Here is a 24,487-nt window from a genome sequence, read left to right on the forward strand (position 1 = left end):
ATAATAACTATAGCAGTTATCTGAATCCTTGTAAGCAAGCAAAACGGGAAGCCGTTAGACTTGTATAATGCCTTATAACTGGTGTTTAATAAGCGACTATCAACAGGGGTGCTCTTTAATGAGCTGAGAAAATTCTATTATTTAACCCTCTAACCTGATCAGGCTAATACCTGCGTAGGAAGCTGTAAAATGACAATAAAACTCTGCTTAGACACGTTATTTCGTGATTTAAATCAAATTCGACAAAGCAATCCTGTTATACATAATATAACTAACTTGGTCGTCATGCCGATCACCGCTAACTTACTGTTAGCACTAGGTGCTTCACCTATTATGGCGCACGCTGAAGAGGAAACGCCTGATATTATTCAATTGTCCCAAGCCTTAGTCCTCAATATTGGTACACTGGATAAACACTGGATTGACGCGATGGCGGTTGCGCAAAAAGCTGCATTAAATTCAGGTATTCCCATTATTTTTGACCCCGTCGGCGCTGGGGCTAGCCTATACAGAACCGAAACCTCCCAAAAAATCTTAGCGCAAGGTGTTACGCTAATTCGGGGTAATGCCTCGGAAATTATGGCCTTAGAAAACGCACAGATTAAAACTAAAGGCGTGGACTCTACCCAAACCTCTGATGCAGCACTCAGCGCTGCGCAGTTCATTGCAAAAAAATATCAATGTACGGTTGTCGTGAGTGGTAAAACCGATCTCATTGTGAATCAAGATCAAAGCATCATGCTAAATTATGGAACCCCACTCTTTACTAAAGTGGTTGGAATGGGATGTACACTCACCGCAATCATCGCGGCTTTTTTATCCGTCAATTCAAATCCATTGCTCGCCTCTATGCATGCCGTTGCCTTATTTGGATTGCTAGGCGAACTCAGTGAGCAACAATCTACAGGACCTGGCAGTTTTTACACGCGGCTATTAGATAATTTATACACCCTCAAACAAACTGACTTAGAACCGTTTGTTGTCCGTTCAGAGCTTAGTGTATGAGTATTGATTATTCGCTTTATCTCATCGTCGATCACACGCAACTTAACACACTGCAAGAAGTGCTGGATCACGGCGTGACGTGCGTACAATTACGCATGAAAAACCAAGCGCTAGAAAATATTTTATCGATTGCAAAACAGCTGAAGCTTTTATTAAAAGCTAGGAATATTCCTTTAATCATCAATGATCATATTGAAATAGCCAAAGCAATTGATGCCGACGGCGTGCATATTGGCCAACAAGATCAATCCTATGTCTGGGCTCGGCAACAACTCGGTTACAAAAAAATCATTGGTGTTTCTATACAGAATACGCAACAAGCTGAGCACTGCCAATCGTTTGATTGTGATTATTTTGGTGTAGGTCCTATTTTTGCAACCACGACAAAAACGGATGCCAGTCCACCTATTGGTATTGAAAACTTAAAAAAAATCACTACCCTACTTCCAAAACCCATTGTTGCGATAGGCGGCATTCATGCTGACAATATTCATACCGTTTTAACAACACCTGTTGCAGGCATTGCCGTAGCAGCGGCGGTTTTTTCGGCTCATTCACCTAAACAAGCGACACAAAATTTATCATCACACATTTCACGGACATTTCCTTATGCTAAACGATCTTAATCTACCCAGTGTTCTCAGCATTGCGGGTACCGACCCCTCCGGTGGTGCCGGCATACAAGCCGATATCAAAGCTATTTCAGCCACCGGTAGTTATGCGGCTTCCGTGATCACGGTTTTAGTCGCACAAAACACACAAGGCGTTCGAGCAATTCAAGAAATTCCACTTGCCTTTCTACAAAAGCAAATGGATGCTGTATTTACCGATCTGCAATTTGCCGCGGTTAAACTCGGCATGCTGTATAGCCAAGAAATTATTGAGTTAGTGGCGCAAAACGTAAAAAAATATCAACCGCCTTTGATGGTATTAGATCCGGTCATGACCACACAAAGTGGCGATGTACTTTTAAAACCCAATACTATCAAAGCACTGCTCAGTTTATTTCCCTTAGTCACATTGATTACACCCAATATTCCTGAAGCAGAAATTTTACTGAATAAAAAAATAAGCAATAAGAAAGAGATGGAAGCTGCCGCTATTGCCTTAGCTGAAACACATCAAACATCGGTACTGCTGAAAGGTGGACATTTAACCACGCGTGATTCACCGGATATTTTTTATAACCCTCGCGAAGCTAAAATAATTTGCTTTGATAGCCCACGTATTGATACGCCACATACACATGGCACCGGCTGTACGCTCTCTTCTGCCATTGCCTCCTATCTTGCACAAGGCTATACCCTCTACGATGCCATTCATAAAGCGAAATCCTATTTACAGCAAGCCATTGCCGCCGGAAAAAACCTTAAAATTGGTAAAGGTAGTGGACCCGTGCATCACTTTTATTATTTAAAAAAGGCCAATCATGTTATTCAATGAAATGCGTAATCGTGTGACAACCCTGATGCCTAAAATTTATAAACTACCTTTTAATCAAGAGCTGGCGAATGGCACGCTGCCACTAGAAAAGTTCACTTTCTATCTGGCGCAAGATGCGTTATATCTGGCCGATTATTCAAAGGCATTAGCATTAACCGCAGGCAGACTACCCCACGATCATCAAACTGAACTTTTCATACAGTTTGCTATGGATGCGATTAAGGCTGAACGTGATCTACATATGAACATCTTAAAAAAGTATGCCGTTGCAGTACCTGCAAAATCTGAACAAAGCCCCTTTTGCTTTATGTATGCGAATTATCTCTTGAGAATGGCACACGCCGCGCCGGTAGAAGAAGCCGTCGCCAGTCTATTACCTTGTTTTTGGGTTTATCAACAGGTGGGACAGCGGGCGTTAGCCGAAAAAATACCCAACAACCCTTATCAAGATTGGATTGATCTCTACGCAAGCCCTGAGTTTAATACATCCGTTGATTTGGCGATTAACACACTCAATGAATTAGGCGAAACCGCTTCTGCGCAGACTAAAGAAAATATGCTGACCGCATTCCAGCGCGCCACGCAATTAGAATACTGTTTTTGGCAAGGTGCGTATGCCCAAGAAACCTTCAGCAATAAAATAGACGCACAGCAACGGGGTTTTCAGCAAGACGCCGCGAAAATGAAGCAACCTTCGTTCCTATACCATACATGAGGACTGCGCACTGCGCAGCAACACAGCCGATAGCAAGTGCGAAGTGTATTTATGTCATCTGCTGATAACCGCCCGTTGCTATCTTACTGGTAAACCCAAAGTAAACGGCAATCACCGCCACGGCAAGATAGAAAAAGCTATCGGCTAGATTAACGTGCAAAAACCATAAATTACCATTTAAGGCAAAGCCCAAAATGGCAAGCAGCCCATAAAAGACACCAAATATTTTAAAATATAAGCGTGCGTAGCTGGGCGATGCACTGGCTGATAAGCCTATAAGGCCAGTGAGAATATAAGCAATATTATGAATTGAACTGACTTCGAACACATTGAAGAGCAATTGGTTATATTTCAACAAGGGAATAAATCCAAGAATCCCCAGAGCAATAAAAACTAACGCAAAAATAAAGGCAACACCTCTTAACATCAGTTCGCGAATTCCTAACTAATAAGTTTTTGAAACTGTTACGCTTTGAATGAGGTTATTGTAGTGATTAAAAACAAACTGAATAGCGCTCAGTGCTTTAATAATATCAAAGCCAACTTCCTGCCAGCCACTAGTATAATAAACCCAGGAAAATAATCAAATCATTTTTTTAAATGCTTATTGTCTAAAAATCAGACAATACGTGGTCAAACAAAAATTACCCACAGATTCTGTGAATAACTTTGTGGACAGTATTTGGGTAGAGGGCTGAAAAGCTTGATTTATAAGTCATCATTACAGTTTGTACAAGCTTTATACAAAATAAAAAACATTATATTTTTCAAATAGTTACATTAAGTCAAGCTTAGAATTAATCTAAGGTCTGTTATGTTGGTGAAAAATAAATTAAATTAACATCACTTGTGCAAAACTTAGTGATGCATTCAAAGATAAGCCAGTCTTGTCAAGAGCAAAATGATGGAAATTTATAATAAACTCTTCAAAATCCTCCAACCGGATGATCTACTACTCACACCTAACCAACGCTTAGTTCGTTTTTTACATAAAAGTTTTGCGACTTACCAACAAGCACAACACAAACAGGCTTGGCCATCATTACGTATTTTTAAATTAGAAACATGGCTAACACTACAATGGGAAACTCAACTCATTCAAAGCACAGGTTTTCCTTACCGTTTGTTAACGACAACGCAAGAACATATTCTGTGGCAATCTGTTATTAGCCAAGCAGACACACATTTTTTAATACCAGAACACATTGCAAAGACAGCGCAACAAGCATGGCAAGTCAACACGCTCTGGCAACTGCATAACCACGCCGCGCACCTTCAAGCAAGCAATGAAACTACCGCCTTTAAACGCTGGGCCGAACGTTTTGTCGCGCTTTCTAAAGAATATGCTTGCATAGATCTCGCACGCGCTACCACGCTACTCATGGATTGTTTTAAAAATAAAAATCTAACACCACCCTTACGTATTTTTTTAATTGGATTTGATGAACTCAATCCACACACTAAAACGTTATTGCAACTGCTTGAACAATTAGGTAGTCAGGTGGCATACTTTACCGCTTCATCTCCTCAAGCATGCGTACGTCGTTTAGCGGTACAAAATACTGAAACTGAATTGCAAACGATGGCACGATGGGCTTATCAACAATGGCAAATGGGAAAGCAAACCATTGTTTGCGCTATTCCTCAATTATTAACCATTCGCACCCAAGTACTGGAAACCTTTACTGAAATATTTACTCAATTAAACCCTGCTTGCGCTGAGCGATTACCTTTTAACATCGCGGCCGGGGAGAAACTGAGTGAATTCCCCCTCATTCAAAGCGCCTTAGCGATCATTCAAGCCCAAGCAAGCCAACCCCTAAGCAAACTAAATAGACTCATTCAATCGCCTTATATTGGGCATGCTGAAGATGAAAAATCACAACGTGCGCAACTGAGTATTTACTTGCGCTGCCATGTAGAAAATACGCTCGCACTAAAACAACTCGCTTTACTGAGCCAACAACAGCATTGTACGCAATTAAACCAATTGATTAGCAATCTTATCCCACTGGTTGACAAGCCGCCTCTTCAACAACTTCCTAGTCAGTGGGCAACACATTTTGTAAAAAAACTGCAAGCCTTGCACTGGCCAGGCCAACACCATTTACTCAGTGAAGACTTTCAATTGCTTGAACGTTGGTCTGAATTATTGAATGAATTGAGTGGTTTAGATTTTATCTTAGGTAAAATAAATGAAGAGGCTGTGTTACAACAACTCACTCAATTGGCGAGTGAATCGCTTTTCCAAACTAAAACACAACATGACACGCCTATTCATGTCTTAGGATTATTAGATACGGCTGGATTATGTGTTGATAGTTTATGGGTCATGGGCTTAGACGAACAAGCATGGCCGACATCCGCACATCCCAATCCTTTTATTCCTTATTCAGTGCAGCGTGACAACGCAACACCCCATGCATGCAATGAACGGGAGTTTTATTTTTCCTCACTGGTCACCCAACGTTTATTAAACAGTGCCGATAACATTATTCTGAGCCATGCAACGCAACACAATGAACAAGCATTACATCCCAGTGCTCTCATCCATCATATACCCCGCATTGAAGTCAGCGATTTAGCACTTCCGCCTTATCAAACTAGCGTGGAAGCCATCTGGAAGGCACAACGTTGGGAATATTACCTAGACGAAACAGCGCCAGTGCTTTTAGCCAATGAATTAAATACGGTTAGCAGTCAACTTTTTAAATCACAAGCGGCTTGCCCTTTTCAAGCGTTTGCAAAATTTCGTCTAAAGAGTCAATTTCATGATTTACCTGCCCTCGGTCTTAGTAAAAGCGATCGTGGTAGTTTGTTACACCGTGTGATAGAACTATTTTGGAATAACTTAGGCGATCAAGCCAGTTTATTAAAACAATCGCCTCAAACACTGCAAACACTGATTCACCAAGCCATTGACACCGCTATAGCCGAGTTTAGCAAAAAACGACCCCTCACGTTTAGCCCGCATTTTATAGCCATTGAGCGCGAACGTTTACAACAACGTCTGATGAAGCTCATCGAGCTAGATAAAAACCGATTGCCCTTTACGCAAGTTATACACGAAGCAAAACAAAATTTTACCTTTGCCGACTTAGCGTTAAGTTTACGCATAGACAGAATTGAAACACAGCGCGATGGCAGCCAGCTGATTATTGATTACAAAACTGGCGAATCAAAACTAGCATTGGGTTGGTCTGAAGAACGATTAGATGAACCGCAATTACCTCTTTATTGTTTATCACTGCCCAAGGTAACAGGCTGTTCTGTGATTCGTATTGCTAGCAATAGTATTGAGACGCAAGGTTATAGCGAAAAAGAAACCGGGCTTTGTCACATCATTGGTGAAAAGGAAGGTAAAAAATTAGCACCTACTTGGCCAGAACTACTTAATCGTTGGAAAATGTCATTAGAAAAATTGGCGTTTGAATTTCAAAACGGTGTTGCAACGGTCGATCCCAAACAAGGCAAAACCACCTGCGAACATTGCCACTTACAACTTCTTTGTCGTGTAAATCATCATGAAAAATCTAACCCAGTGTGATACAGAAGCACGAACACGGGCACTTGATCCGGATCAATCGTTTATTGTGCAAGCCCCCGCAGGCTCAGGAAAAACTGAATTATTAGTGCGGCGCTATTTACTATTACTGGCCCGGGTTCATTTTCCCGAAGCGATTATTGCCATTACTTTTACGCGCAAAGCCGCACATGAAATGCGCATGCGAATACTCGATGCCTTAGAAAAGGCGGCCCAACATTGCCCTACTTCTACAAAAGAGCAGGTGCGTTGGCAATTGGCTAGAAACGCCATCGCGCAGGATAAGGCGATGAATTGGAATCTGCTAGCGAATCCAAATCGTTTACGCATTCAAACCATCGATAGTTTTTGCCAACGCTTAACGCGTCAGATGCCTTTGCTTTCTAAACTCGACGCACAACTCAGCCCTGCCGATAACCCTAAATTTCTCTACCGTTTAGCGGCTCAAGAGTTGATCACAAGTTTAGAAATGGATTCGTCCTGGCAACATGCTTTGTTGGCCTTAAGCAAACATGTTGATAATGATCTTTCTTCCCTAGAGGAATTATTAAGTGCATTACTAGCCAGCCGCGAACAATGGCTAAGCTATTTTACTCAAGATCCTACGCATTTACGCGAACCCTTAGAAAAAACATTACAGACAATTAATCAAGCACTCATCGCGTCCCTTAACTCACTTATTTCTGGCGATTTATTACAAGAACTTAACGAATTATTAAATTTCTCTCTACATCAACGTGAAGAAAAACCCTTAGACAAAATAGCGAATCGTTACTATTGGCAACAGGCATGCTTTTTATTGCTAAGGGACGATAATGAATGGCGTAAAGAAGTAGCAAAAAAACAAGGGTTTCCTCCCCCTTCTAGCGAAAAAGATAAACAAAAAAAAGCATGCTATACCGCGATAAAGCAAAGAGTAGTGAGCCTCATTGAGCAATTACAAAGCCAAGCTGGCGTACATGACGCCTTAATCGCGTTTAGATCGGCACCGCCGCTACACTATACGGATGCACAATGGGGCATAATCACTGCCTTATTCGATGTATTACCGATGTTAGTCGCGCATTTAAAGGTGTTTTTTCAGCATACCAACAAAGTTGATCATACCGAAATTCTGCTGTGCGCATTAGCTGCCTTAGGTGATGAAGAAAACCCAAGCGATTTAGCGCTGAGTCTGGACTATCAAATTGAACACCTGTTAATCGATGAATTTCAAGATACGTCGGTCACACAATTTCAATTAATTGAAAAGCTCACCGCCGGTTGGCAAACCAATGAAGGGAAAACACTTTTTTTAGTCGGCGATCCCATGCAATCGATTTATCGTTTTCGTAAAGCAGAAGTGGGTCTATTTCTACAAGCAAAACAAAACGGTATTGGCAATATACCGCTACAAAGCTTAACCCTCTCGGTCAACTTCCGATCTAATCCCGACATTGTCACGTGGATTAATGATTGTTTTAGTCAGATATTACCCAAAGAAGAAAATATCAATCAAGGTGCTATTACTTTTGCACCCGCGATTGCTTCCCAGTCGCAAAGCAATGAAAAAGCCGTGGGTATGTATTGGATGAATAACAAGGATGCACTGCTGGAAGCGAATCAAGTCATTGCCATCATTCAAGAAATCCAACAAAAAAACCCTCAAGATTCCATTGCTATTTTAGTAAGAGCACGTACACATCTAGAAAGCTTATTACCTGCCTTACAAGCTGCCAAGCTTGCTTATCATACGGTAGACATTGAAACCCTGGGCCAACATTCTGCCGTACAAGATATGGTTGCATTAACACGTGCTTTATTACATTTAGGCGATAGAATCAGCTGGCTTGCCCTGTTACGTTCACCTTTTTGTGGCTTAGATTTAAGCGATCTGCATGCGATTGCGCATTTCTGTGGCGATGCTTCACCAGCGCACACGATTTGGCAACAACTGACTGAGTTTGAAAAAATTGACTTAAGTGAAGAAAGCAAACAACGTTGCCGTCGTATTGTGCCTATTTTACAGCAATGTTTTGCTGAACAAACGTTCTCGGCATTAAGCAGCTGGATTAAAAACACCTGGATCCGCTTAGGTGGCCCGACCACGCTTCATAACCCTGAAGAAATCACGCATATTCAACACTATTTAGATCACCTGGAAAAAAAAGTATTAACGGAAGCGGATGCATTAGATCTTTTTACATTAGAAAAAGAACTCGCTGACATAGGCATAGAAAATAATAAAACACTTTCTAATCCTATTGAAATCATGACCATACATAAAGCCAAAGGTCTAGAGTACGATCATATTATTTTACCTAGCCTCGATCATAAAAGCGGCAACGATAAGACGAAGTTAATGTTATATCAAGAACGTCATCTCACCCAAACAAAAAAAGACCGTTTATTAGCGCCCATAAAAGCAAAAAGTGAAAAAGAGGATCTTATTTATAACTATCTTTCACGCACAGAAAAACAGAAAACGCGTTATGAATTAACACGTTTACTGTATGTCGCCAGTACACGTGCCAAAAAATCCTTATCTTTGTTAGGCTTTTGTGAAGCTACAGCGAATGAAGAAATAAAAAAACCCCCAAGTGATAGCCTACTGCATCCTTTATGGCAGGCGATGACGATTCATCGCAAAGATTTTTTTTCTTCAGACATGGAGGCACAAGCGACGAATAAATTATCTTCTTCACGTTTAAAACGTTTGCCTGCTGATTGGCAGAACCCTATTTTTACGCCTAAAATAGTTGATAATATCGCGTACAAACCCTTTGCTTACCAATGGCAACCGCATTTAGCGAAGCTAACCGGTACGGTTATTCATCGTCTTTTATATCAAATTAGCCAAGACGGCTTAGAATACTGGGATAAAATAGATTTTTCGCAAGAACATACCCGTTTTGTACGGCTACTAGAACAAGCCGGTATTATTTCATCACAATTAGATGAAGCCTTATACAAATTAAAACAAGCCTTAAAAAAGATCATCCAGGATCCGCGTGGACGTTGGATTTTAAGTCAGCAACACCAAGATGCGCATTCAGAATTTGCTTTAAGCGTTGCGCAAGACAACAATCTACAACAGCTTATTATGGATCGCACCTTTGTTGATGCCGGCATACGTTGGATTATTGATTATAAAACAACGGCCTATACCGGCAATAGTCCTGACATGTTCTTAAACACCGCCATGCAGCAACATCAAAAGCAGCTAGAAAACTATGCCGCCGCTTTTTCACGCCTGTCACCGCTAAAAGAACACTATAAAATTTGCTTAGGTCTGTATTTTCCACTCGATACGCTATGGCAGGAATGGGAGTATCTACCCTCTCCTCGTCTCATGATGGCTACCGATGATTAAAACAACTGCAAAAATGAAATCGTATGCGTGTGCAACGCAACAATAAATGTATTAATAGGCTTATAGAAAAAATAACCTAAGGACATAAATAAACTAGCCCAAGCAATACCGCCCGAATAAGCAAACAGCGCAAAATGTTTATAACAAAGCTTTAATCCACCGGCGACATAACCGGTTAAATGACGAACACCGGGAATAAAATAGCCGATACAAAGTGCCCATTTACCGAATCGTTCAAACCAATTATGTGCGCGTTGAAGGCGTTTTTCAGTCAACCCAATATAACGACCCCAACCACCAACGATATAACGACTTGTGAGTAATCCCAAACCATAACTACCGGTTATTCCGCAGCAGGTTCCGGCATAGGCGGCAATAATGGTAGACATGATCGGTAATTTGTCTTTTGCCATTAAAAATCCAATAAACAATAACAACGATTCTTCTGGAATAGGTAACGCAATAATACCAAGCGCTAACCACAAAAAAATAGCGATACTGCCGTAATGCTGGAGCCAAGGTAAAAACTGATTTAAAATTGATTGCAATGGGTTACCCTCTTCTTTTTGTTATTGAAACACTAAATGCCGGGCATAATAGTTTTACACAGGCAAGAACACAACCCCGCGGACTAAACCACAGGATCGTGCCTAATAACAAAAACCCACTAAAAAATAACATTTAGGCAGGTTCTGATTCGGGTTCTAAATCCATTTGACCGAGTAAATTAATATCTTCCCCATTATCAATATCGTCTTCCGCATCATCCTCTTCACTTAATTCGGCATAACGATTTAATGGATAAGGTAAAATAATAACTTGTGTACCAATATCGGCGAAATCTAGGTTAAGCCATCGTGCATCTTCAACAAACATTCTGACGCAACCGTGGCTCGCATTGTAGCCTGGAACTCCACTTGAACCATGCATCGCAAAACCGCCTTTAAAGAACATACAATAAGGCATGGGTGCGCCCCCATCGGGTTGTGGGAATTTAGTGGATGCACAAGCAGGCCCCCGTTTTTCATAGACCTTGAAGTTACCACTGGGCGTATGACAAGGCCGTCCTAAATCAGGACACCAATTTTGTCCACTGGATGCCGGTCCCCAGCGAATAATATTACCGGCAGGTCCATACGCCGCCCACGCATTTAATGATGGCGAATAAACGATCATTTTCTTTCCCGTGGGAACTCGGTAAGGTGAAAATGGTGTATACTGCATACTATCCGCGCTATAGGGATCTCTTGGTATTGCAATCTTCAGCCCAGGCCATATCCGTGTGTTCATGCGGTTAATACGCATCACAAGGTCTCGCCTCGCTGGATCAGGAAATAAGCTTTGCCAGGTTTCCCCTTTTTGTACCGCGATACAATAAAGACGTGGATCATCACATAATGACTGGAGTAACCATCCACGTGCAGCAAAGCTATCGCCATTCATGACTAAAAAAACGGTAAGCAATGCAAATAATGCTACAAATCGTATGAGTATACGCATAACTGCTCCTTCCCACCTGTATAGAGGGGGTGCTCTTAAAATAAGGCGTTACTCCTAATTAAAATATAGCCTATTTTAAGGCCTAAAGAAGCAAAACGATGTTTAATTTAACCGATACGAACCGAAAATGGTGGACCCTACTGGCCATGTCCAGTGCATTAGCCTTGGTCTTCATCGACCAAACGGCACTTGCCGTCGCACTCCCAGTCATCCAACGCGACCTAAATCTCAGTAATAACCTCCTACAATGTGTGATAAACGCCTATTTATTAGCCTTAAGTGCATTAATACTGCTGGGTGGAAAAATAGGCGATAGCCTAGGCCATAAACGCGCTTTTTTATTTGGTGTCATTGTTTTCATTAGTGCTTCTATACTATGCGCACTGGCTCAATCAGGCGCGTGGCTAATCACCGCGCGTGCCCTACAAGGGCTTGGCGGTGCTTTTATGATGCCCTCCACCAATGCCCTGGTCATCAATGCCTTTCCTGAAAAAGAACGCGGCAAAGCCATGGGTATTTATGTCGCCTTAGCGGCTATCTTTTTGGCTTTAGGCCCTTTATTAGGCGGTGCCCTCACACAATGGTTTGGTTGGCGTGCTGTTTTTTGGATCAACTTTCCTGTCGCCATCATTAGCATTGTTTTAGCCGCTTCCGCAGTTCCACGCTGGGAACGCACCGAAAAATTAGTCATCGATTACCTAGGCGTCTTGCTCTCCATGGCGTTTATTAGTGGTTTCGTACTGAGCTTTATGGAAGGACCGCATTGGGGCTGGACGTCTCCGACGATCCTGGCTTTATTTTCCCTTAGCCTACTGGGTCTTATTGCATTCCTTTTTTGGGAACGTCGATTTTCAGATCCCTTAGTAGAACTTAAACTATTCAAAAATCCGACTTTTTCTATTGTCACCACCGTGATGGTCATCATCCAAGCTGTCGGTATCGTCTTTGTATTTTGGGCTATTTTTCTACAAAGTGTGCTGCAATATTCACCCTTAGGTGCCGGCTTACTCCTTTTACCTTCGATGGTACCTATTATTTTCATGGCGCCTATTGGCGGCCATTTACGTGATAAGTATGGCCCCACCTTACCGATGTTCTGGGGTTGTTTACTGGTTATCCTAAGTCTTATTTGGATAGGCCTTTTCAGTCATTATCAGCGCTATGTGTGGCTGTTTCCCGGGTTACTCGCGTATGGCATAGGCATGCCATTAATGCTTTCGGGATCAATGACAACCGTGATGAGTACTGTTAGTGCACAACAACGCGGCATTGCGGGCGCTATTCTTAATTGCGCCAGACAATTTGGCGGTTCGATTGGCTTGGCGGTATTAGGAAGCTTTTTAGCCAGTTTAAATACATGGAAGCTGACTTCTTTTGTTAATCATGCGCCCGGATCGCTTGCACACATGCCAGAAAACTTAATCGACGGTTTGCTGGTAAAATCAACCTTAGCCATGAAAGCTATCAGCCATTTACCGGCTCAGTCGGTAGAACTGCTTAAAACCGCTGCACTTAAGGCTTATACCTATGCTTTTAGTATGACCATGTTTCTAGCCGCCGCATTTGCCTTCATCTGCGTATTACTGATACTGAAAGTGCCACGCGGAAAATTAAGCGAATAAAAAAACGGTTATACTCACAGCAGAAAACTCAAGCACACAGGCTATCTTAACTTTTCAGCGCCATTACCGTCGATGAGACAGGAAAGCATTGTGAAAGCAATGCGAAGTCGAAGAGCCCGCGATAGGCGTGCGTTGACGGGCGAAGCAGGAAACGCATCACGCCGTAAAGTCATTTGTGGGAGGCACGGGCATGAACTCCGAAGGAGTGAGTGCGTGCCGGACGCAGGACGTATCGCGGCCTAATTTCAGTCGCGTCATGCGAACGAATTTCGGGGACACCATGGCCGAAATTCTTCGGGAGCATAGCGACTCACTTGTTCAGAATTACTTGAGCAGCTCGCCGTTTCTTCTTCTGAACTGGATTCCATAGGACGAGGCAGATAACAAAAAGCTTGTTTAATCTCAGGAAAATTATCTACCGATGTAACCCTCGATTCGATTAATAGACTACCTATCACTAATCGCAACCATAATTTCTGTCGAATGTTTTCCTGTAACGCTGAGAAGTAGTCTTTATCTGTACTAGTTCCGACCAAATCGTACAAAACTCTTGAAAGAGAGAGAGTTTCCGGTTTTGATAGAGGTGCAAAACTTCGAATCAAAATTTAAAAACAGAGGAAACTCTCACGTTACATACTACTGATAAAATTATTAAACATAAAGTCGGATTGCTTAATTTAGCGGAGGAATTAGGAAACGTATCGAAAGCTTGCCAGGTCATGGGGCTATCTTGAGATACCTTTTACAGCTATAAATCAGCGGTTGAAAAAGGTGGAATGGAAGCCTTATTTGAAAAGAGCCGTCGTGAACTATGCCGTCGCCTATCCAGCCCACGGTCAACACAGGGCAAGTAATGAGTTACGCAAGGAAGGTATCTTTGTATCCGGCAGTGGTGTACGGAGTATCTGGGTTCGTCATTCGATGAGACAGGAAAGCATTGTGAAAGCAATGCGAAGTCGAAGAGCCCGCGATAGGCGTGCGTTGACGGGCGAAGCAGGAAACGCATCACGCCGTAAAGTCATTTGTGGGAGGCACGGGCATGAACTCCGAAGGAGTGAGTGCGTGCCGGACGCAGGACGTATCGCGGCCTAATTTCAGTCGCGTCATGCGAACGAATTTCGGGGACACGATGGCCGAAATTCTTCGGGAGCATAGCGACTCACTTGCATTAGAGAATTTTAAAGAACGTCTGAAGGCGCTAGAAACCAAGGTGGCTGAAGAAGGCATCTTACTAACAGAAGCACAGATTGTCGCACTGGAAAGGAAAAAATACGATGATGAAGTGTGCGGTGAAATTGAGACCGCGCATCCTGGCTACCTTGGTTCGCAAGATACCTTTTATGTAGGGACGCTAAAAGGAGTCGGGCGTGTGTATCAGCAAACGTTTGTCGACACGTACAGTAAAGTGGCTTTTGCTAAGCTTTATACGACGAAAACACCGATTACGGCAGCTGATATGCTTAATGACTGGGGATTACCGTTTTTTGAGGAACACAGCTTGCCTGTGTTGAGGATTTTAACCGACCGAGGCACAGAATATGGTGGTAAAGCAGCACATCATGATTATCAGCTTTATTTAGCTCTCAATGACATTGAGCACACAAAAACAAAAGTACGTTCACCGCAGACGAATGGCATCCGTGAATGTTTTCATAAAACCATTTTGCAGCCGTTTTATCAAATTACTTTTCGAAAAAAATTATATTCAAGTATAGAAAGGTTGCAAAACGATCTAGACGAATGGATTAATTTCTATAATAATAAACGAACTCATCAAGGCAAAATGTGTTGTGGAAGAACACCTATAGAAACTCTCGTTGATGGGAAACAAATCTGGAAGGAAAAGTTTATTCACTAAACTTGAACTGACAGTCACTTCTTAATAACCGGCAACTGTCCGATCAAGTCTGAGCTACTACAGCTTATGACTAACGGTGTCGATGACTTAGTATACTGTCGAGCCTGTAAACTAAATTGTGTAAATGCTTATTATTACCTAAGCTAATGCGCTGAAAAAAGCACTAGCGATAAAAGAGAAATAAGTAATGAAACAAGAACAAGAAATAAATATAGCTCCCGAATTAATCAGTGAATTGGCTAAATCCATAAAGAGTGAAAAAGATATATCTGCGCTGAGCAAGCAGCTATTAAAGCTCACGGTAGAACGAGCCATGGATGCAGAGCTAGAGGAGCATCTAGGCTACGAAAAGCACGCGATAGAAGGCAAGAATACGGGAAATAGCCGCAATGGTTATTCACCGAAGCGATTAAAGGGTGATTTTGGCGAAGTTGAGATTAACACGCCTAGGGATCGAAATAGTACGTTTGAACCTCGACTTATACGCAAAGGACAAACGCGCTTGACGGAGTTTGATGAACAGATTTTAGCGCTGTATGCCCGAGGGATGACTACCCGTGATATAGCGGCGACGTTCAAAGAAATGTACGGTGCGGAGGTATCGCACAGCTTGATTTCTAAAGTGACTGAAGCCGTGATGGATGAGGTGACGGTGTGGCAGAATCGCCCCTTAGAAACGGTATATCCTATCGTGTATTTAGATTGTATCGTTATTAAATGCCATCAAGATAAACGTGTGATCAATAAATCCATCTATTTGGCTTTGGGCATTAATTGTGAAGGACAAAAGGAATTACTCGGCTTGTGGATAGCTGAAACCGAGGGTGCAAAATTTTGGCTATCTGTATTAACCGAATTAAATCATCGTGGGGTAAAGGATATTTTTATTGCTTGCGTGGATGGACTAAGCGGGTTTCCAGAGGCAATAAACGCGGTATTCCCAAAAACGAAGGTTCAGCTCTGCATTGTGCATCTTATTCGTTATTCCTTACGCTACGTACCGCATAAGGACATGAAAGCCGTGGTAGCGGATCTTAAGCTTATTTACCGTGCTATTTCTATAGAGCAAGCCGAAGAAGCGCTTCTGATGTTCAGTGAAAAATGGGATAAAAAATATCCCGCCATTAGCCGTACCTGGCATAAAAACTGGAGTAATATGGTGACCTTATTCGATTATCCTGACGACATACGAAAAATTATTTATACCACCAATGCCATTGAATCACTCAATAGTGTGATTAGAAAATCAATTAATAATCGTAAAATCTTTCCTAATGACCAATCGGCATTAAAAGTAGTATATTTAGCGGTACAGAAGGCATCACAAAAGTGGACGATGGCTTTACATGATTGGAGAGCCGCTATGAATCGATTCGCTATCGAATTCGAGGGTAGGTTCTCCTGACACGGCACTTACACAAAATTGTTTACAGGCTCAGGTTCTCCTGACACGGCACTTACACAAAATTGTTTACAGGCTCTATTTCCAAATCGATAATTTTATTATCTCTACTCCAGGGATCAATCAGTAATATGGCTTCCTCTTTGTTCCTTTGCGCTAATACTTCTATGAACTTTTGATATGAATCGCCGGTAGAGTTCTTTTCGCCTAAGCCAAGGGACTCGATTGATTTCAATAAAACCTCATTTTCAGCATAAATAATGAAGCTATGATTAACGTTCTGTGCTTGGGGGCTTTGAAAACAGACGACGCGCATTTTATGACTATCATCCCTTCTTTTCTTAGCAATCCATAAAATAAACTACATGCCTCACCACAGTGCACTGGCACACCCGTTTGTTGATATTGTTCGGCATTGTTTTTTTCCAGTTTTCATACGTTTTTATCGTGATATCCGAATATATGTTTTGCATCGTCACAATATCTTTATTTCTTTCAGCCTCATCGTATAGACTGCCTAAATCAGACGGCAGATTATTCATCGCATCTGCTACTTGAATTCTTATTTTTAAAAAACTATCAGAATGACTACGACTTGCATTTGCTTGTGGCGCATCTATTCTATTTATTTTATCTAAATAACAGAGCTGATTTAAAACAGATAAAATCCCCTCTTTTAAGAGGGGATTCTTTTCCAAGGCGGGATAGGTATTTAACTCAATCAAATCGATAGTTTCAGTAGAACTTCTTCTAAAAAAACCAACCTTTTTTTTTCTTAGCCTCCTTGTTTCTCCTTTTGATGTACAAGTTTATTTTTAGCTGGTACTCCTCGTCATGCCTTTTATAACCTCTATACTATCATAGAGAGGATTCTCTACCATTTTTTCAGACACGTTAGTTGTTCTTCCAAAAAGAGCAAATCGATTATTCGCTGCGCTTACAAGCGGTTGTATTGACTCCGAGTTTGTCAATGCTAATTCCTTTTCTAAACCCTTAACCTCTACTAAACGTGCCGTAGCTTGATTTAAATCCAATGTAGCCTGGGCTATGGGCTGAAGCAGTTTATCGCCTAATATGTCAGCATACTCAGCGGATCCATAAACTTTCATAGAAGCCGCTACTCTTCCCTCTAAGACGAAAATAACATTTTCTAAACGCTGTATGAGGTCCTGTAAACTCTCTGACGATCCAAGCGTTGCATATTTAAATTCCGCCAAGCTAAGTGCTAATTTCTCATCCATCACCGGATCGGCATTAATAGTATCCTGTAATGTTTTTATAGTGTCATTCGACTGATTAGACCGAATAGCGGAAAAAATTTTGCTTAATGCTTTTATAGTGTCATTTGATTGATTAGGCCGAATACTGGAAAAAACTTTACTTAAGGAATGTACACAACGCTGCAATGATTCTAATAAATGAATTTTTGCCTGATGCAGCGACGTTTTAATTTTTACGGAACTTTTAGGCTTTTTAAATGCAGCAATTTCTGCATAGATGGGTTCGTTATCCATCACGGGTTCAACGGCTACAGGCGGTAAAGGCCTTCTCTCTACGAAATTTTTAGTCTTTTTAAATAAATCTATTTTTGCATAGGCAGGTTCGTTATCCATAACAGGTTCAACGGGTATAGCCGGTAGAGGCCTTCTCTCTAAAGCTTTAGGAACCTCAGAATTTGACTCGACGGATCTTGGAATATCGTAATATGGTGTTGTAGCCCTAAGGTAATCATACGTTGCAAGTGCCGCTACAGGGTCATAGGGCTTTGCTACTCGAGGAACATCATAAATTGGTTCTTCCTTAGCAATTTCATCCGCAAGTTGTGTTTGCCGCGCTATTTCATCGGCAAGTTGTTTTAAAAGTTTATCTAAGCCAGCAACAGGGTCATAGTTTATATTTTCGGAAAAATGATTAACAAAATTAGGTGCCATTTTTTGTGTTATTGTATTTTCCGCTAAGATTGAAGTCGTCATAAAATCTCCTCGTTAAACCAAAATTATTTTGTTACTAATGAACTCAAAAAAACCTCCTCTTCAATAGATAAATTATGTTTTTCAACATAATTAGTTTATATTTTTTTTCTTAAGGAAAAATTAAATACTAATACAATGAATAAATAATCATCTCATCATTACGCTACTCGCAATGACGGCAAAATATTAATAAATCCTTAATCATTTACGCTTACAATATGATTTAGCTTCAGATAAATAGCTATTTCTTAACCGGACTAATCATAATGAGCACTAACTACAATAAAAAAATAAAGTCGCTTCAGCAATCAATCATAGATATCTCTATGGCGTTAGAAGAGTACAAGCGACTAATCAATAAAAATAAAGAAAAATTTACCGATAAATATTCTTTTCAGCATGATATTAGTAACCCTTTAAGTTCTATTCAGGAAACGTTGGGCACACTGAAGAATAAGGAAATAAATCTAGAACACAAGGATATATTGGCAATGATTCGTAGAATTAAAACGACTATCGAAAATGTAGATCAAGTGGTTAGAGACGCGTATTTGCCCACAGGACTGGATAAAGTTTATGAAGCAATAAAAACCGTATTAAGAGACCTGATTGCTTTATTCGCCCCATTCGAAGGCAGGGAAACGATAAATGCGGCTACACAAACCCTAACTAGCGCTCGTTCTACTCTGTTTTCTGAGGTTAAAAACTTGGAAAAGAGTTTAAATCCTCCTGAGAAAAATTCAAATCCTCCCGAGGAAACTGAACAATTTCATTATTATCGTTCTATGATTGCCCCCATGTTCGGCTAGAACCACCACCTAGTGTAAAAAAGCAGGATGCTTTTTCTACTCGCTACTATCACACCCGATGCCAGTCCGTTCCTGACGCATGATCGCTAATTGAAACACCTAAGCCCGCTAACTCATCACGAATTCTATCCGCTTCAGTCCAATTTTTTTCAGCACGTGCTTTATTTCGTGCTGCAATCAATGCGTCGATTTTTTGTGATTGCTCTTCTTGAATACCCGTTTTTAAAAACTGTTCCGGATTTTGTTGTAAAATACCTAATACAACAGCTTGTTGTTTTAAAAAGCTTGCTAAGGCTACCGCTTGTTTTAAATCTGTTTCTCGAACTCGATTAATCTCACGCACAACGTCAAATAATACAGCCAACGCTTCCGGTGTATTAAAATCATCGTCCATCGCTGCTTTAAATTTCTTTTGGTAATCTTTTATCTGAGCAGAAAAATCGGAATCTTCCAATGCGACATTCAATTCAAGACCACGCAAGCTCGTATAAAAACGTTGTAATGCCGATTGCGCCGCTTGCAAATTTTCCTGCGAATAGTGAATAGGGCTATGATAGTGGCTTGCCACTAAAAAATAACGCACCACTTCAGCCGGATATTCAGCCAATACATCACGCACCGTAAAAAAATTCCCTAAGGACTTAGACATTTTTTGTCGGTTAATTTGTACAAAACCGACATGCATCCAGGTATTTACAAATTTTTTATTTGTTGCGCCTTCAGATTGTGCAATTTCATTTTGATGATGCGGAAAAACTAAATCTAAACCGCCTCCATGTATATCAAAATGTTCGCCTAACGCCGCCATAGACATCGCAGAACATTCAATATGCCAACCGGGCCGTCCTTTTCCCCAAGGTGAATCCCAACTGGGCTCATTGGGCTTAGCTTGTTTCCACAACACAAAATCTAAGGCATCTTTTTTCGTTAGCTCAACCGCAACCCGTGAGCCACGACGTAATTTCTCCAAATCTTGATGTGCCAATTCACCGTAGGTTTTAAACTTATCGACTGCATAAAAAATATCACCATTATCCGATTGATAGGCAATGCCTTTTTCCATCAGCGCTTGAATCAAATCGATCATCTGTGCAATCGCTTCGGTTGCTTTAGGCTCATGCGTAGGCGGCAAAATATTTAATTGCGAAAAATCCTTATGCATAGCCTCAATCATGCGTCCGGTTAAATCACTTAAACTTTCATTGTTTTCTTGAGCACGCTTAATAATTTTATCGTCAATATCCGTAATATTACGTACGTAATTCACTTGATAGCCTTGGCTTTGTAAATAACGCACCACCACATCAAAGGCGACTAAAACACGCGCATGGCCAATATGACATAAATCGTAAACCGTCATACCGCAGACATACAGTCCGACTTTTTTATCCTGTAACGGTTTAAAGGTTTGTTTTTCTTGTGTGAGCGTATTATAAATTTTTAGCATAAAGGATTCTCTGACGTATTTTTTCAATGCCGATTAACATATAAAGCTTTTCCATTTCAGGACCATCTAAGCGCCCGGTTAAGGCCATACGTAAAGGTGCAAATAAACTTTTACCTTTTATTTTTAATGTGTCCTGAAGTCCTTTGAGCAAACCTTTCAATTCAAGTGGCTGTTCTAATAATGTTAAAGCCGATTCCCAAAATACCGAAGGTACATTTTTTAAAAACTCATTGGCTTGCTCGGTGAGTACCAGCTCGGCAAACAATGTCTTTGCCCATTGCAGCGCATCATGCGGAAATGAAATATTAGCACGCATTAATGTCATAAATTCTGGCATGAATGCCGCTGGGACAAGCTTTTTCACTTCTTCACCCATCCAAGCAACGAGTTGCTCATCGTTACACTGCAATAAGGCTTGCCGCTGCCAATAGTGTAATTGAACCTGGTCATAACGTGCCGGTGATTTACCTAATCGTTCAACGGAAAATTTTTTAATCAGCGTTTGCATGGTCATAAAATCAGAATCGGTATAGGTATGACCTAATCGCGCCAAATAATTTTGTAAAGCCTCTGGAAAATAGCCTAATTCGCGCAAGGCCTTAATACTAAAGCTACCGTGTCGTTTTGATAACGGCGTACCATCTTCTCCAACAATTAACGACATGTGTCCATAAGTCGGCACGGCTAAATCTAATGCCTGCAATAACATCATCTGCCGGGGTGTATTGGTCAGATGATCTTCACCACGCAGCACGTGTGTTACACCCATTAAGGCATCATCAATGGCATTACAAAAGAAGAACGCCGCTGAACCATCGCTACGCTGTATCACAAAGTCACCGATATCATCACTGGCAAACGCTTGTTCACCTTTGACTAAATCATTAAAGCGGATGGTTTGCGCAGCAGGAACCTGAAAACGTAAGGTTGCTTTCTTGCCTTGCGCTTCTTTTTCAGCGATTTGGCTGGCCGTCAAATGGCGACAAGCGCCGGTATAGCGTGGCGGTTTGCCTTGTGATAATTGACGCTTACGCATCATGCTTAATTCTTGTTCGCTGCAAAAACACGGATAGGCGCGCCCTGCCTTTGCTAAAGCTTGATAATAATGCGCATAAATCGATTGGCGTTCGGATTGAAAATAAGGACCGTTTTTTCCTTCCTTGCCGGGCCCTTCCTCCCAAGGCAAACCTAACCATAATAAATCGACTTGTACCTGTTCTGATAATGATTGCAGAGAACGCGTGGCATCACTATCCTCTATGCGTAATAAAAAATGGCCGGCTTGGGATTTAGCTAATAAAAAACTAAATAAAGCGGTTCGAGCATTTCCCAAATGGATATAGCCCGTGGGACTCGGAGCAAAACGGGTTTTCATAATGTCTTCTTTATAAAAAGCTCTATGGTCAATAGTGCTTAAAATGCAAATTTTAATAAATCTGAGGGTGAGGTAGTATACCCAAATTACATAGCAGGAGTAAGCCAGGGCTTCGCTGCGTATACTCCAAGCCTAATCATTATCTTCGGCATTCCCTTTCATTACAAATTAATAAGCGGCTTGCATTAAATAACTATCGTTTTTATACCTTCATGACGAGCAAAGCACGGCCATCGCAAGTGAGTCGTTATGCTCTCCTTATCTCATCGAAGACGATAGAACACGCTTTTTTATTTTTATTCCGCACAGAGATTTTCAACCCAAAAAACTGATTATTTAATAAAACATTAATCTATTTACATTATATTAGCGTACATAAGCTTACCCAAGGAAGGTTCATTTTCACTACTTCCAAGGTTAGAAAACGTCTTCATGGTTTAAATAAATAAGAAAATAGTTTATAAAGGTAGGGATAAAAATCCTAAAAAAAAGAAAATGTCCTACCCAAGCGATATAAGCACCAAGCAGTGGAAACTAATTAAAGGATATTTTAAATGCGGTAAATACGGAAATCGTAGAAAGTATTCGAAAAGAACCCTTGTGAATGCAGTTTTCTACATAACAAAAACCGGATGTCAATGGCGTCAATTACCGAGTAATTTTCCACCCTGGAAAACAGTCTATAGTTTTTTTATGCGAGCTAAAGTTCAAGGGACATGGGAAAAGATAATGGAAAGTTTAGTAGAGAAGAGCCGAGTAGGCATGGGTAAAGCTCCTAAACCAAAGTATAGTTTAATTGATTCACAAAGTGTTAAAACAACGTCTGCCGCGAAAGAACGTGGTATTGATGGCGGAAAAAAAAATAAAGGGCTGAAAAAGGCACATTGTCACTGACACGCAAGGGCATATTTTGCAGGTGACTGTGCATGCAGCTAACACCCATGATACGGTAGGCGGATGTAAAGTTTTTGAACAAGCTGTGCAAAAATATCCAAGTTTAGGGGTGTTTGTGCCGATGCAGGTTATAGAAAAACAATGGAAATATTCGTTATAAATACATTAAAGAGAACCATTGAAATTTCTTGCCGGATAACAAAAAAATGGTCTCTTTTGCCTAAGCGGTGGGTGATAGAAAGGACTTTCTCATGGCTTAATCATTTTCGTAGGTTATCAAAAGATTACGAAATCACCACTTCTTCTGCTGAAAATTACGTTATGATCTCTCATTCGATTGGGCTGCTTCGACGCTTATTCAAACCATGAAGACGTTTTCTTAAATTATGTTCCAACCCGCCCTGATTATTAAATGCATCAACGCTTATACGATTAACACGAAAATAAGTCCTATCGGCTACTGCCAAGGCCTTGCCTCTATGGCTAGAGATGCTTTTTTGTTAGGCCCTGACGAATATCAACGCTATCAGACTCGTCTTGACTACATGAAGCAAAACAATTTTTTATATCAAATGCAGGATTTTATTCAAACCGCTCAACTTTTAACAGCGGGCGATATAAAAATCTGTGAAATTCCTACGGGTAAATTAAAGCAATGGTCTTTATTAAAACAGTATGCAGCAATCTCTTTAAATAAACCTGAAAGTACAGTCAATACTGAAGACTTCTATTCTGTTTATCTAGAAACACGTGCCTTTCTGGAAACGATGACTATTTTATTTGAGCCTAACAAGTGAGTCGCTATGCTCCCGAAGAATTTCGGCCATCGTGTCCCCGAAATTCGTTCGCATGACGCGACTGAAATTAGGCCGCGATACGTCCTGCGTCCGGCACGCACTCACTCCTTCGGAGTTCATGCCCGTGCCTCCCACAAATGACTTTACGGCGTGATGCGTTTCCTGCTTCGCCCGTCAACGCACGCCTATCGCGGGCTCTTCGACTTCGCATTGCTTTCACAATGCTTTCCTGTCTCATCGAAAGAAGCTATTTTGCAATATGATTCTAAAACAGTACTGCCCCTTATAAGTAGTTACTTAACGGCAGAAAAAGGTAAAATATGCGAAACAAACAACTTCACCAGCATCTATTCTAGTGAAGAAATGATTGAGCATTTAAAGGCTATTTCAAGCGTTCAAACAGAAAAACGCTTTGCATTAATGTTATATTCTATTGATCACGTCATCGCACTACTCTATGAGAAAGATAAAAAGCAATGGGTTATAGATAATCACGGCCAAATCAAGTGAGTCGCTATGCTCCCGAAGAATTTCGGCCATCGTGCCCCCGAAATTCGTTCGCATGACGCGACTGAAATTAGGCCGCGATACGTCCTGCGTCCGGCACGCACTCACTCCTTCGGAGTTCATGCCCGTGCCTCCCACAAATGACTTTACGGCGTGATGCGTTTCCTGCTTCGCCCGTCAACGCACGCCTATCGCGGGCTCTTCGACTTCGCATTGCTTTCACAATGCTTTCCTGTCTCATCGG

Annotated in this window: 26 protein-coding genes, 2 pseudogenes and 1 riboswitch; of the genes and pseudogenes, 17 read left to right on the forward strand and 11 right to left on the reverse strand. The window is 41.2% G+C overall.

The genetic code is table 11. From position 1 onward, the window contains the following. Positions 1-94: 94 nt before the first annotated feature. Positions 95-198: riboswitch (TPP riboswitch) on the forward strand. The 4 genes from thiM to KX723_RS05470 all read left to right on the forward strand — a co-directional run bounded on the left by thiM (position 190) and on the right by KX723_RS05470 (position 3,163). Further along, positions 190-1,005, forward strand: coding sequence for a hydroxyethylthiazole kinase (gene thiM, locus KX723_RS05455; protein ID WP_218813414.1), 816 nt, complete (start codon positions 190-192; stop codon positions 1,003-1,005). (Overlaps the previous riboswitch by 9 nt.) Further along, on the forward strand, positions 1,002-1,631 hold the full coding sequence (gene thiE / locus KX723_RS05460; protein ID WP_218813415.1) for a thiamine phosphate synthase: 630 nt from the start codon (positions 1,002-1,004) through the stop codon (positions 1,629-1,631). Before thiM ends, thiE begins: the two co-directional genes overlap by 4 nt. Further along, positions 1,615-2,448, forward strand: coding sequence for a bifunctional hydroxymethylpyrimidine kinase/phosphomethylpyrimidine kinase (gene thiD / locus KX723_RS05465; RefSeq protein ID WP_218813416.1), 834 nt, complete (start codon positions 1,615-1,617; stop codon positions 2,446-2,448). Before thiE ends, thiD begins: the two co-directional genes overlap by 17 nt. Continuing rightward, positions 2,435-3,163 carry a TenA family protein gene (locus KX723_RS05470; RefSeq protein ID WP_218813417.1) on the forward strand — a complete coding sequence of 243 codons (729 nt, stop codon included), beginning with the start codon at positions 2,435-2,437 and terminating at the stop codon, positions 3,161-3,163. The genes thiD and KX723_RS05470 overlap by 14 nt, the downstream gene beginning before the upstream one ends. Positions 3,164-3,212: 49 nt before the next feature. Here KX723_RS05470 and KX723_RS05475 read toward each other — a convergent pair whose 3' ends face one another. Beyond that, positions 3,213-3,590 (reverse strand): DUF4383 domain-containing protein, encoded by a 378-nt coding sequence (locus KX723_RS05475; protein ID WP_218813418.1) that lies wholly within the window; start codon positions 3,588-3,590, stop codon positions 3,213-3,215. A 474-nt stretch (positions 3,591-4,064) separates the two neighbouring features. Between KX723_RS05475 and KX723_RS05480 the strand changes: the two genes are divergently transcribed. Both KX723_RS05480 and KX723_RS05485 read left to right on the forward strand, forming a co-directional pair. Further along, positions 4,065-6,710: a PD-(D/E)XK nuclease family protein gene (locus KX723_RS05480; protein ID WP_218813419.1), complete on the forward strand. Its 2,646-nt coding sequence runs from the start codon at positions 4,065-4,067 to the stop codon at positions 6,708-6,710. Next, positions 6,688-10,059 carry a UvrD-helicase domain-containing protein gene (locus tag KX723_RS05485; RefSeq protein ID WP_218813420.1) on the forward strand — a complete coding sequence of 1,124 codons (3,372 nt, stop codon included), beginning with the start codon at positions 6,688-6,690 and terminating at the stop codon, positions 10,057-10,059. Before KX723_RS05480 ends, KX723_RS05485 begins: the two co-directional genes overlap by 23 nt. On the opposite strand, the gene KX723_RS05490 is transcribed toward KX723_RS05485, so the two are convergent. Both KX723_RS05490 and KX723_RS05495 read right to left on the reverse strand, forming a co-directional pair. Continuing rightward, positions 10,056-10,607 (reverse strand): DedA family protein, encoded by a 552-nt coding sequence (locus tag KX723_RS05490; RefSeq protein ID WP_218813421.1) that lies wholly within the window; start codon positions 10,605-10,607, stop codon positions 10,056-10,058. The genes KX723_RS05485 and KX723_RS05490 overlap by 4 nt on opposite strands. A 133-nt stretch (positions 10,608-10,740) precedes the next feature. Continuing rightward, a complete protein-coding gene (locus KX723_RS05495; RefSeq protein WP_218813422.1) occupies positions 10,741-11,559 on the reverse strand; it encodes a L,D-transpeptidase in 819 nt (272 codons plus the stop codon). A 98-nt stretch (positions 11,560-11,657) separates the two neighbouring features. On the opposite strand from KX723_RS05495, the gene KX723_RS05500 reads away from it, so the two are divergent. Then, entirely contained in the window at positions 11,658-13,181 is a 1,524-nt protein-coding gene (locus tag KX723_RS05500; RefSeq protein ID WP_218813423.1) for an MFS transporter, read from the forward strand. A 72-nt stretch (positions 13,182-13,253) separates the two neighbouring features. Continuing rightward, positions 13,254-13,424 (forward strand): hypothetical protein, encoded by a 171-nt coding sequence (locus KX723_RS05505; protein ID WP_218813323.1) that lies wholly within the window; start codon positions 13,254-13,256, stop codon positions 13,422-13,424. An 11-nt stretch (positions 13,425-13,435) separates the two neighbouring features. Here the strand turns inward: KX723_RS05505 and KX723_RS05510 are convergent, their stop codons facing one another. Then, a complete protein-coding gene (locus tag KX723_RS05510; protein ID WP_218813424.1) occupies positions 13,436-13,717 on the reverse strand; it encodes a hypothetical protein in 282 nt (93 codons plus the stop codon). 111 nt (positions 13,718-13,828) lie between these two features. Here KX723_RS05510 and KX723_RS05515 point away from each other — a divergent pair. The 3 genes and pseudogenes from KX723_RS05515 to KX723_RS05525 all read left to right on the forward strand — a co-directional run. After that, positions 13,829-14,099: pseudogene (locus tag KX723_RS05515) on the forward strand (helix-turn-helix domain-containing protein); the annotation flags it as partial. A 250-nt stretch (positions 14,100-14,349) separates the two neighbouring features. Beyond that, positions 14,350-15,039 (forward strand): annotated as a pseudogene (locus KX723_RS05520) (integrase core domain-containing protein); the annotation flags it as partial. A 187-nt stretch (positions 15,040-15,226) separates the two neighbouring features. Beyond that, positions 15,227-16,444, forward strand: a complete 1,218-nt coding sequence (locus KX723_RS05525) for an IS256 family transposase (protein WP_218813425.1) — start codon at positions 15,227-15,229, stop codon at positions 16,442-16,444. A 52-nt stretch (positions 16,445-16,496) separates the two neighbouring features. Here KX723_RS05525 and KX723_RS05530 read toward each other — a convergent pair whose 3' ends face one another. From KX723_RS05530 to KX723_RS05540, 3 genes are all read right to left on the reverse strand, one after another. Next, positions 16,497-16,757 carry a hypothetical protein gene (locus KX723_RS05530; protein ID WP_218813426.1) on the reverse strand — a complete coding sequence of 87 codons (261 nt, stop codon included), beginning with the start codon at positions 16,755-16,757 and terminating at the stop codon, positions 16,497-16,499. Between the two features lie 25 nt (positions 16,758-16,782). After that, positions 16,783-17,166, reverse strand: a complete 384-nt coding sequence (locus KX723_RS05535) for a hypothetical protein (RefSeq protein ID WP_218813427.1) — start codon at positions 17,164-17,166, stop codon at positions 16,783-16,785. Positions 17,167-17,256: 90 nt separating this feature from the next. Next, the gene (locus KX723_RS05540; protein WP_218813428.1) at positions 17,257-18,414 is read right to left on the reverse strand and encodes a hypothetical protein; all 1,158 of its coding nucleotides are present in this window, start codon (positions 18,412-18,414) and stop codon (positions 17,257-17,259) included. A gap of 266 nt (positions 18,415-18,680) precedes the next feature. Between KX723_RS05540 and KX723_RS05545 the strand changes: the two genes are divergently transcribed. Further along, complete coding sequence (locus KX723_RS05545; protein ID WP_218813429.1) at positions 18,681-19,223, forward strand: hypothetical protein; 543 nt, start codon at positions 18,681-18,683, stop codon at positions 19,221-19,223. Positions 19,224-19,272: 49 nt separating this feature from the next. On the opposite strand, the gene cysS is transcribed toward KX723_RS05545, so the two are convergent. Together cysS and gltX are read right to left on the reverse strand one after the other, a co-directional pair. Further along, complete coding sequence (cysS, locus tag KX723_RS05550; protein WP_218813430.1) at positions 19,273-20,670, reverse strand: cysteine--tRNA ligase; 1,398 nt, start codon at positions 20,668-20,670, stop codon at positions 19,273-19,275. Further along, positions 20,654-22,045, reverse strand: a complete 1,392-nt coding sequence (gene gltX, locus KX723_RS05555) for a glutamate--tRNA ligase (RefSeq protein WP_218813431.1) — start codon at positions 22,043-22,045, stop codon at positions 20,654-20,656. The genes cysS and gltX overlap by 17 nt, the downstream gene beginning before the upstream one ends. Positions 22,046-22,540: 495 nt before the next feature. Between gltX and KX723_RS05560 the strand changes: the two genes are divergently transcribed. Genes KX723_RS05560 through KX723_RS05575 form a run of 4 tightly spaced genes read left to right on the forward strand, consistent with a single transcriptional unit; the run spans position 22,541 to position 23,736 of the window. After that, entirely contained in the window at positions 22,541-22,939 is a 399-nt protein-coding gene (locus KX723_RS05560) for a transposase (RefSeq protein ID WP_218813432.1), read from the forward strand. Between the two features lie 16 nt (positions 22,940-22,955). Further along, positions 22,956-23,099, forward strand: coding sequence for a hypothetical protein (locus KX723_RS05565; RefSeq protein ID WP_218813433.1), 144 nt, complete (start codon positions 22,956-22,958; stop codon positions 23,097-23,099). Further along, a complete protein-coding gene (locus KX723_RS09860) occupies positions 23,081-23,308 on the forward strand; it encodes a transposase (protein WP_425516581.1) in 228 nt (75 codons plus the stop codon). The genes KX723_RS05565 and KX723_RS09860 overlap by 19 nt, the downstream gene beginning before the upstream one ends. A 17-nt stretch (positions 23,309-23,325) precedes the next feature. Continuing rightward, entirely contained in the window at positions 23,326-23,736 is a 411-nt protein-coding gene (locus KX723_RS05575; protein ID WP_218813435.1) for a hypothetical protein, read from the forward strand. A 67-nt stretch (positions 23,737-23,803) separates the two neighbouring features. On the opposite strand, the gene KX723_RS05580 is transcribed toward KX723_RS05575, so the two are convergent. Beyond that, positions 23,804-23,974: a hypothetical protein gene (locus tag KX723_RS05580; protein ID WP_218813323.1), complete on the reverse strand. Its 171-nt coding sequence runs from the start codon at positions 23,972-23,974 to the stop codon at positions 23,804-23,806. A 14-nt stretch (positions 23,975-23,988) separates the two neighbouring features. On the opposite strand from KX723_RS05580, the gene KX723_RS05585 reads away from it, so the two are divergent. Beyond that, positions 23,989-24,246: a hypothetical protein gene (locus KX723_RS05585; RefSeq protein WP_218813436.1), complete on the forward strand. Its 258-nt coding sequence runs from the start codon at positions 23,989-23,991 to the stop codon at positions 24,244-24,246. Between the two features lie 67 nt (positions 24,247-24,313). On the opposite strand, the gene KX723_RS05590 is transcribed toward KX723_RS05585, so the two are convergent. Then, positions 24,314-24,484 carry a hypothetical protein gene (locus KX723_RS05590; RefSeq protein ID WP_218813323.1) on the reverse strand — a complete coding sequence of 57 codons (171 nt, stop codon included), beginning with the start codon at positions 24,482-24,484 and terminating at the stop codon, positions 24,314-24,316. Positions 24,485-24,487 lie beyond the last annotated feature (3 nt).

The sequence above is a fragment of the Rickettsiella endosymbiont of Dermanyssus gallinae genome (assembly GCF_019285595.1).
In the GTDB taxonomy this organism is placed as follows: Bacteria; Pseudomonadota; Gammaproteobacteria; order Diplorickettsiales; family Diplorickettsiaceae; genus Rickettsiella_B.

Bases quoted from the DNA above. Each gene is read 5' to 3' on its own strand.
- thiM (WP_218813414.1), top strand. From the start codon at position 190: ATGACAATAAAACTCTGCTTAGACACGTTATTTCGTGATTTAAATCAA.
- thiE (WP_218813415.1), top strand. From the start codon at position 1,002: ATGAGTATTGATTATTCGCTTTATCTCATCGTCGATCACACGCAACTT.
- thiD (WP_218813416.1), top strand. From the start codon at position 1,615: ATGCTAAACGATCTTAATCTACCCAGTGTTCTCAGCATTGCGGGTACC.
- KX723_RS05470 (WP_218813417.1), top strand. From the start codon at position 2,435: ATGTTATTCAATGAAATGCGTAATCGTGTGACAACCCTGATGCCTAAA.
- KX723_RS05475 (WP_218813418.1), bottom strand. From the start codon at position 3,590: ATGTTAAGAGGTGTTGCCTTTATTTTTGCGTTAGTTTTTATTGCTCTG.
- KX723_RS05480 (WP_218813419.1), top strand. From the start codon at position 4,065: ATGATGGAAATTTATAATAAACTCTTCAAAATCCTCCAACCGGATGAT.
- KX723_RS05485 (WP_218813420.1), top strand. From the start codon at position 6,688: ATGAAAAATCTAACCCAGTGTGATACAGAAGCACGAACACGGGCACTT.
- KX723_RS05495 (WP_218813422.1), bottom strand. From the start codon at position 11,559: ATGCGTATACTCATACGATTTGTAGCATTATTTGCATTGCTTACCGTT.
- KX723_RS05500 (WP_218813423.1), top strand. From the start codon at position 11,658: ATGTTTAATTTAACCGATACGAACCGAAAATGGTGGACCCTACTGGCC.
- KX723_RS05505 (WP_218813323.1), top strand. From the start codon at position 13,254: ATGAGACAGGAAAGCATTGTGAAAGCAATGCGAAGTCGAAGAGCCCGC.
- KX723_RS05525 (WP_218813425.1), top strand. From the start codon at position 15,227: ATGAAACAAGAACAAGAAATAAATATAGCTCCCGAATTAATCAGTGAA.
- KX723_RS05530 (WP_218813426.1), bottom strand. From the start codon at position 16,757: ATGCGCGTCGTCTGTTTTCAAAGCCCCCAAGCACAGAACGTTAATCAT.
- KX723_RS05540 (WP_218813428.1), bottom strand. From the start codon at position 18,414: ATGACGACTTCAATCTTAGCGGAAAATACAATAACACAAAAAATGGCA.
- KX723_RS05545 (WP_218813429.1), top strand. From the start codon at position 18,681: ATGAGCACTAACTACAATAAAAAAATAAAGTCGCTTCAGCAATCAATC.
- cysS (WP_218813430.1), bottom strand. From the start codon at position 20,670: ATGCTAAAAATTTATAATACGCTCACACAAGAAAAACAAACCTTTAAA.
- gltX (WP_218813431.1), bottom strand. From the start codon at position 22,045: ATGAAAACCCGTTTTGCTCCGAGTCCCACGGGCTATATCCATTTGGGA.
- KX723_RS05560 (WP_218813432.1), top strand. From the start codon at position 22,541: ATGTCCTACCCAAGCGATATAAGCACCAAGCAGTGGAAACTAATTAAA.
- KX723_RS09860 (WP_425516581.1), top strand. From the start codon at position 23,081: ATGGAAATATTCGTTATAAATACATTAAAGAGAACCATTGAAATTTCT.
- KX723_RS05575 (WP_218813435.1), top strand. From the start codon at position 23,326: ATGTTCCAACCCGCCCTGATTATTAAATGCATCAACGCTTATACGATT.
- KX723_RS05580 (WP_218813323.1), bottom strand. From the start codon at position 23,974: ATGAGACAGGAAAGCATTGTGAAAGCAATGCGAAGTCGAAGAGCCCGC.
- KX723_RS05590 (WP_218813323.1), bottom strand. From the start codon at position 24,484: ATGAGACAGGAAAGCATTGTGAAAGCAATGCGAAGTCGAAGAGCCCGC.